Source organism: Lactiplantibacillus sp. ME-2 (assembly GCF_022549155.1).
Taxonomy (GTDB): domain Bacteria; phylum Bacillota; class Bacilli; order Lactobacillales; family Lactobacillaceae; genus Lactiplantibacillus; species Lactiplantibacillus plantarum.
This window is the reverse complement of the sequence record NZ_JAKZEQ010000003.1, coordinates 139,432-145,940: the sequence shown is the minus strand read 5'-3', so window position 1 is coordinate 145,940 and position 6,509 is coordinate 139,432. Positions and strand designations below refer to the sequence as shown.

The window sequence follows — 6,509 nt, the reverse complement described above, 5'->3', positions numbered from 1 at the left end:
GATTCGTTTTTCCTCAGATTATACCTGAATTTTTAGTTTTCAGACAGTCCCTAGTCTTATAATATAGAGATATTAAAGCGGTAATAGCAGGACTGACGGAATTGAAACGGCGTTGGTCTCCTTGGGCAAAAATGCTATACTAACTTCAGAGTTTAACGTTAGGGGTCACGCACATGCAGGTATTAAAGATTTTTGAATTGTTTCTTTTACAACCGCTAGTTTGGTTAGGATTGCTGCGTAGTTATTTAACCGCTAAACGGCGGGTGAAGAGTGAACGGCAGCATTTTCAGAGTGCTATCAACCCACAATTAGTTGAAGTCCACCACTTTTTAGTGGATGGCTGTTTACTAGGAGTTCTAATGACAATTATTAGCTTGGCATTGGGATTAGTGGTGGCCCCCATCTGGGTGGTTATATACGAAGTAGTGGCGGCCATTAGCTTGATCATTATTCCTGGTGCACTGGTACCAGTGACCGCTTTTGGCCTCAGCTGGTTAGTTTATTGGATTATGAGCCCGGAATTAACGACGGTGGGGGGCGCTTTACAACGGCACGGTGTTGCCATGACCAGTATGAGTGGCAATTTGGTGGTGAACGGACTATTGTTATTAGCCATCGTGCTGGCGGCTACGGCGGTCTTGTTACGACACTATGATTATGAGGGCCGTTCACCGCAACTACAGCCCGACCAACGTGGAAAGCGACTTGTTCGTTACCAGTGGCAACAATTGTTGGTCTTACCAGTTGGGGTACTGGTCCCCGGTGATTGGTTACACGCAACTATCAGTTGGTGGCCTGTGTTTATGGTTGGCGAGCGCTCCTTCAGCATTTTATTGTTGCCTTTATTAGTTGGGACGAGTGTTCGCGTTTATAAGCAGCTGCCACAAATTGCATGGCGGCAGTTAGCGGCCCGCTATGGTTGGGTAACACTCGCGAGTGTTTTGGTTGCAATCATTGCCCGTTTTGCAGTGCTCAGCCCGCAGTGGTTGCTAGCATTGATGGGATTAATCGTTGTGCTAACTTGGGGAATCTTAGCACAGCACCGTTATTATGATCGACACCAACAGTTTCGATATTCTGATACTGAACAAGGTGTGCGGGTGATTGGGTTACGCCCCCACACGCCCGCGGATAAATTAAATCTCGATTTAGGAGATATTATCTTGGAATGTAACCGGCAACCAGTTAATACGGAAGCTGAATTTTACGCGGCCCTACTGAAAAGTCCGACGTATGTTCACCTCAAAGTGCGCAATCGGCAACAGGAATTAATTATTACCGAAACGGCGATCTATAATGGCGCCCCACACGAGTTAGGAATTGTGTTATTCACTGATCAGGAGGATTAATGACCATGGATAAGATTTTAGTGGTAGACGACGAACCAGCTATCGTCACGTTATTATCATATAACTTGAAGCAGGCGGGGTACGAAGTTGTGACGGCGACGGATGGTGCGGACGCGTTGTCATTAGGCCTGGCCCAATCATTTACATGTATTTTGTTAGATTTGATGTTGCCGAAACTCGATGGAATGGAAGTAACAAAAAAGTTACGACAAGAAAAGGTTCAGACGCCTATTATTATTGTGACGGCTAAAAATGATGAGTTTGATAAAGTGTTCGGCTTGGAATTAGGTGCGGACGATTATATAACCAAGCCGTTTTCACCCCGCGAAGTGCTCGCTCGGATCAAAGCAGTTATTCGGCGGACAACGCCGGACGAGCCCGTGACACCACCGGCACCCATGCCGCCTGCTAATCGTGCGGTAATGCTTGTTGGTGATTTACAGATTGATCAAAACAAATACCGAGTCGCGCGCAACGGGAAAAATATCAGCTTGACACCAAAGGAATTTGAATTACTTGTGTATTTTGTTGAACGAGAAGGTCGGGTTCTCAGTCGTGATGCGATTTTAAATCACGTCTGGGGCTACGACTATGCTAGTGAGACGCGGATCGTTGATATTCACATCTCACATTTACGTGAAAAGATTGAAGCAGATCCCAAGCAGCCACGGTTGATCAGGACGGTCCGGGGTTTTGGCTACGAATTTGTGGGTGACGGCCATGCATAATCGCTGGCAACAGACGACACGGTTATTGCTCATGGAAAATGTATTACTGGTTTTGATCGTGTTGGTCGTGTTGCAGCACTTTTCGCCAATTAAGTGGTCCTGGCGCCTAGTCGGTTGTTTAGTTGGTGCTTGGCTGGTTTTGGCAGTAATCGAGGGCTTGATCGCTTGGCGGCAACAAAGTGAACGGCAGCGCACGATCGACCGTATGGAAGCTAAGCTTCGTCAGATGAGTAGCCAGCAATTTCCACCACATATCTTATTGCCACAATCGGACCCCTTATACAGCCTAGCACAAGCGGTCAACCAGTTAGAGAGTTATCAAAAAAGTCAGACGCGCCGTGCGGAACTGCAAGAAAAAGAGTTAATGATGATTATGCGGTACTTGCCTGTGGGAGTGATGGTCATTGACCACCGGCGACAGGTTCAACTGTCTAATCCGGCGATGAGTGAACTATTGCAAGTCTCGGTTAATACGGTGGCCCACATTTATACCAAGGATATTCAGCTGTACGCGTTGACTAAATTGATTGAAGATACGATTACTAGTGGCAAAAATCAACGGGCAACGATTACGTTGACTCCAGCGCCTAGCACGCAGGTTGTCGAGGCTTCAACCGTTTATATCCAAGGCAATCGTTCACAATTTCAAATTGTCCTGATGTTGTATGATATCACTGAAGTCTATATGATTGAACAAATGCAGGATGATTTTGTCAGCAACGCTAGCCACGAGTTGAAGACGCCGATTACAGCCATTTCCGGTTTCACTGAAACGTTGTTAAGTGGTGCCAAGGATGATCCGGACACGCTTGACCAATTCTTGCATATTATTGCGGATGAAAGTCAACGGTTGATTGATCTCATTCAGGATGTTCTGTCGCTATCGCGAATTCGTGCTCAGAATACGACGATGTTAACCTTAGTTCCGCTTGCTGTTCGACCATTGATCGAACAGGAACTGGCTGTAGTTCAGCAGGCAATCGAACGTCAGCACTTAACGATCAATAACCAAGTCGATGCTGATCTAATGATAACGAGCGATTCACAGAAGTTGAGTCAGATCATCAAAAATCTGTTAACGAATGCAATCAAGTATAATCGACCTCATGGTAGCGTGACGATTGCCACCATGGTCAGTCATCAAACGTGGTCGCTGATAGTTAAAGATACGGGCATTGGTATCAGTGCCGATGATCAACAGCGTATTTTTGAACGCTTCTATCGGGCGAGTCCGTCACGTTCACAGCAACTTGTGAGTGGGACTGGACTCGGATTAGCGATTGTTCAAGAATTGGTCAACGCAATGCACGGAACAATCGACGTTGTCAGTCAACGGGGCGTTGGGACAACTATGACAGTTACATTGCCACTAGCTGCGAGTGCTTCCGAGCAGTAGTAAGGCGTTAAGCATACGGACAGTTCTGATTGTAACTGGTGGTCTATCAAATGATGACGTGGTGACGGTATGAGTTGCATTGCTGAGTCAAAAGATGTCATTAGTTGAGCATTGAATGTGTCGTAATTAAGCCAGACGAATTGATAACGATTTTTAAGGTAAATGTAAACCTTGAAAATCGTTTTTTTTGTGCACTTTTTTAATTTTCCTTTCATATTGGGGGCTAAAAGCCGGTAATAATTAAAAATATATCGACGTTTACACAATCTTTACAAAACTCATATAAAGCATTTACACAAACTTTGTATTATTGAATATGAGCAATGGGTAGGAGGTATATAGTTATGAGAAAAAGTCGGGTCATCCAATTAATCGTGTTAATCGCGATCATTGGACTAGTTGGATTAGGGTACACACATCGCGATCAAACTAGTGCCAGTGAATCAATTACCGCGGTTGGATCAACGGCCTTACAGCCACTGGTTGAAGCAGCCGGTGAACAATACAGCAGCAACCATACCGGTGTGTTTATCAATGTGCAGGGTGGTGGCTCTGGAACGGGACTCAGTCAAATTCAGGCGGGGGCCGTGGCAATCGGTAATTCTGATATTTTTGCCGAAGAACAGTCTGGCATTACAGCGAGCAAGTTAATTGATCACCGGGTAGCCGTCGTCGGTATTGCCCCCATCGTTAATAAAAAGGCGGGCATTACCAATTTGACGCAGCAGCAACTCATTCAGATTTTTACTGGCAAGGTCACGAATTGGCGTGAAGTTGGTGGACGTAATTTACCGATTACGTTAATTAACCGTGCTCAAGGCTCCGGAACCCGGAAGACATTTGAGCGATACGCCTTAAAGGGTAATCAGAGTGTTGATTCCCAAGAACAAGATTCGTCAGGATTAGCTCGGTCAATTGTTGCTAGTACACCTGGCGCAATTAGTTATGTGGCTTTTTCTTACTTAGACAACTCAGTCCAGACCGTCAATGTTGATGGTATTCGGCCAACCGAAAAAAATGTGCGGAATAATCGCTGGTACATCTGGTCCTACGAACATTTATATACGGGGAAGCACCCCAATCAGTTAACCAAAAAATTTATTGATTACATTTTATCAACCGCTGTTCAGCAGAAGTTAGTCAAGCAGTTAGGTTATATTTCGGTCCATGACATGCAAGTACAGCGGAATGCGGCCGGTAAAGTTTCAGTTATGAAATGAGGGAGAGCGCATGGATAAAATTCGAGAAAGCTTATTAAAAAAATCAGTTGCTAGTAAAATTGAACGGCGTGGTAAGGCCATTAGTCTAGTTTGTCTAGCGCTAATTGTCGGGATTGTCTTTTTGATTTTCTACTTTGTTGCATCACGGGGGTTAGCAACCTTTTTTCAAAATCACATTAATCTATGGCAATTTCTGAGTGGGACGCAGTGGAACCCCGGAACAGTCGGAACGAATGGACAACCAGCTGTGGGGGCACTACCGATGATTGTTGGATCGTTTTTGATTACGATTCTTTCGGCCTTCATTGCCACACCGTTTGCTATCGGGACGGCGGTCTTTATGACCGAAATTTCACCACGGCGGGGGGCGAAGATTCTCCGGCCAGTTACGGAACTATTAGTTGGTATTCCATCCGTAGTGTATGGATTTATCGGGCTACAAGTTGTCGTACCGTTTGTTCGTAATACGTTTGGGGGTAGTGGCTACGGGATTCTTTCTGGGACCTTTGTGCTATTTGTCATGATCTTACCGACCGTGACGTCAATGACGGCGGATGCGCTGAATTCGGTACCCCGTTATTACCGAGAAGCCTCGCTAGCTCTAGGGGCGACGCGCTGGCAAACAATTTATAAAGTCGTCCTGCGGGCAGCCATTCCTGGCATGCTGACTGCCGTCGTATTTGGGATGGCCCGCGCCTTTGGGGAAGCTCTGGCGGTCCAAATGGTGATTGGGAACGCGACGTTGTTGCCGCATAACCTAGTTTCACCAGCCGCAACTTTGACAAGTATCTTGACGATGGGAATCGGGAACACTGTCATGGGTTCATTACAAAATAATGCATTGTGGTCATTAGCCATGATCCTGTTATTGATGTCCTTAGTCTTTAACTTAGTCATTCGCTACATTGGTCGAAAGGGGAAATTAAACCATGAACGCTAAACGCATCGATAAAATTGCCACTGGCGTGCTATACGGCGTCGCAGCCTTTGTGGTCATCATCTTAGTTGCCCTATTGGGATACATTCTGATCCAAGGGGTGCCCAAAATTTCGTGGCATTTTTTAACGTCGCCGGCCCTGGCTTTTGAAGCGGGTGGTGGGATTGGCATTCAGTTGTTTAACTCCTTCTACTTACTATTTTTAGCGTTATTGATTTCATTACCGATTTCACTGGGTGCGGGGATCTATCTAAATGAATATGCGCCGCAAAATACGGTGACTGGCCTGATTCGGACGACCATTGAAATTCTGAGTTCATTGCCATCCGTAGTCGTGGGGCTGTTCGGATACTTGTTCTTTGTAGTGCAGTTCAAGTTAGGCTTCTCGATTCTTTCCGGGGCGTTTGCGCTGACCGTGTTTAACTTACCGATTTTAACCCGGAGTATTGAGGAAGCACTCGCCAATATCTCAGATAATCAACGGGAGGCCGGCTACGCGTTAGGGCTATCACGTTGGGAGACGGTGACGAAGATCGTGGTTCCCGCTGCCTTACCAAGCATTTTAACGGGGGTCGTCTTGAGTGCCGGGCGGATCTTTGGTGAAGCCGCAGCTTTAATCTACACTGCGGGTCAAAGTGCACCAGCCTTGGACTTTGGTAACTGGAATCCATTTGATATCAGTAGTCCACTCAGTCCACTACGTCCAGCCGAAACGTTGGCCGTTCATATTTGGAAGATCAACTCAGAAGGAATTATGCCGGACGCGAAAGCCGTTTCGGCGGGGGCTTCAGCCGTATTAATTATTGCGGTATTGCTCTTTAACTTCTTAGCTCGTTGGCTTGGCAAACGCTTGTACAAACACTTAACCGCTGAATAAAG

The 6,509-nt window shown here is 46.1% G+C and carries 6 protein-coding genes; all 6 read left to right on the top strand.

Annotated features, from left to right (window positions below; translation table 11 throughout):
* Positions 1–173 precede the first annotated feature (173 nt).
* The 6 genes from MMY95_RS02070 (at position 174) to pstA (ending at position 6,507) form a co-directional block, all read left to right on the top strand.
* Entirely contained in the window at positions 174–1,349 is a 1,176-nt protein-coding gene (locus tag MMY95_RS02070) for a hypothetical protein (RefSeq protein WP_003646075.1), read from the top strand.
* Positions 1,349–2,077: a response regulator transcription factor gene (locus MMY95_RS02065; protein WP_003640997.1), complete on the top strand. Its 729-nt coding sequence runs from the start codon at positions 1,349–1,351 to the stop codon at positions 2,075–2,077. Before MMY95_RS02070 ends, MMY95_RS02065 begins: the two co-directional genes overlap by 1 nt.
* Positions 2,070–3,473, top strand: coding sequence for a HAMP domain-containing sensor histidine kinase (locus MMY95_RS02060; protein ID WP_054519061.1), 1,404 nt, complete (start codon positions 2,070–2,072; stop codon positions 3,471–3,473). Before MMY95_RS02065 ends, MMY95_RS02060 begins: the two co-directional genes overlap by 8 nt.
* A 344-nt stretch (positions 3,474–3,817) precedes the next feature.
* Entirely contained in the window at positions 3,818–4,693 is an 876-nt protein-coding gene (locus tag MMY95_RS02055) for a phosphate ABC transporter substrate-binding protein PstS family protein (RefSeq protein WP_003643954.1), read from the top strand.
* Between the two features lie 10 nt (positions 4,694–4,703).
* Positions 4,704–5,633 carry a phosphate ABC transporter permease subunit PstC gene (pstC, locus tag MMY95_RS02050; protein WP_003641000.1) on the top strand — a complete coding sequence of 310 codons (930 nt, stop codon included), beginning with the start codon at positions 4,704–4,706 and terminating at the stop codon, positions 5,631–5,633.
* A complete protein-coding gene (gene pstA, locus MMY95_RS02045; protein WP_003641001.1) occupies positions 5,623–6,507 on the top strand; it encodes a phosphate ABC transporter permease PstA in 885 nt (294 codons plus the stop codon). The genes pstC and pstA overlap by 11 nt, the downstream gene beginning before the upstream one ends.
* The last annotated feature ends 2 nt before the right edge of the window (positions 6,508–6,509 follow it).

Bases quoted from the DNA above. Each gene is read 5' to 3' on its own strand.
- MMY95_RS02070 (WP_003646075.1), top strand. From the start codon at position 174: ATGCAGGTATTAAAGATTTTTGAATTGTTTCTTTTACAACCGCTAGTT.
- MMY95_RS02065 (WP_003640997.1), top strand. From the start codon at position 1,349: ATGACCATGGATAAGATTTTAGTGGTAGACGACGAACCAGCTATCGTC.
- MMY95_RS02060 (WP_054519061.1), top strand. From the start codon at position 2,070: ATGCATAATCGCTGGCAACAGACGACACGGTTATTGCTCATGGAAAAT.
- MMY95_RS02055 (WP_003643954.1), top strand. From the start codon at position 3,818: ATGAGAAAAAGTCGGGTCATCCAATTAATCGTGTTAATCGCGATCATT.
- pstC (WP_003641000.1), top strand. From the start codon at position 4,704: ATGGATAAAATTCGAGAAAGCTTATTAAAAAAATCAGTTGCTAGTAAA.
- pstA (WP_003641001.1), top strand. From the start codon at position 5,623: ATGAACGCTAAACGCATCGATAAAATTGCCACTGGCGTGCTATACGGC.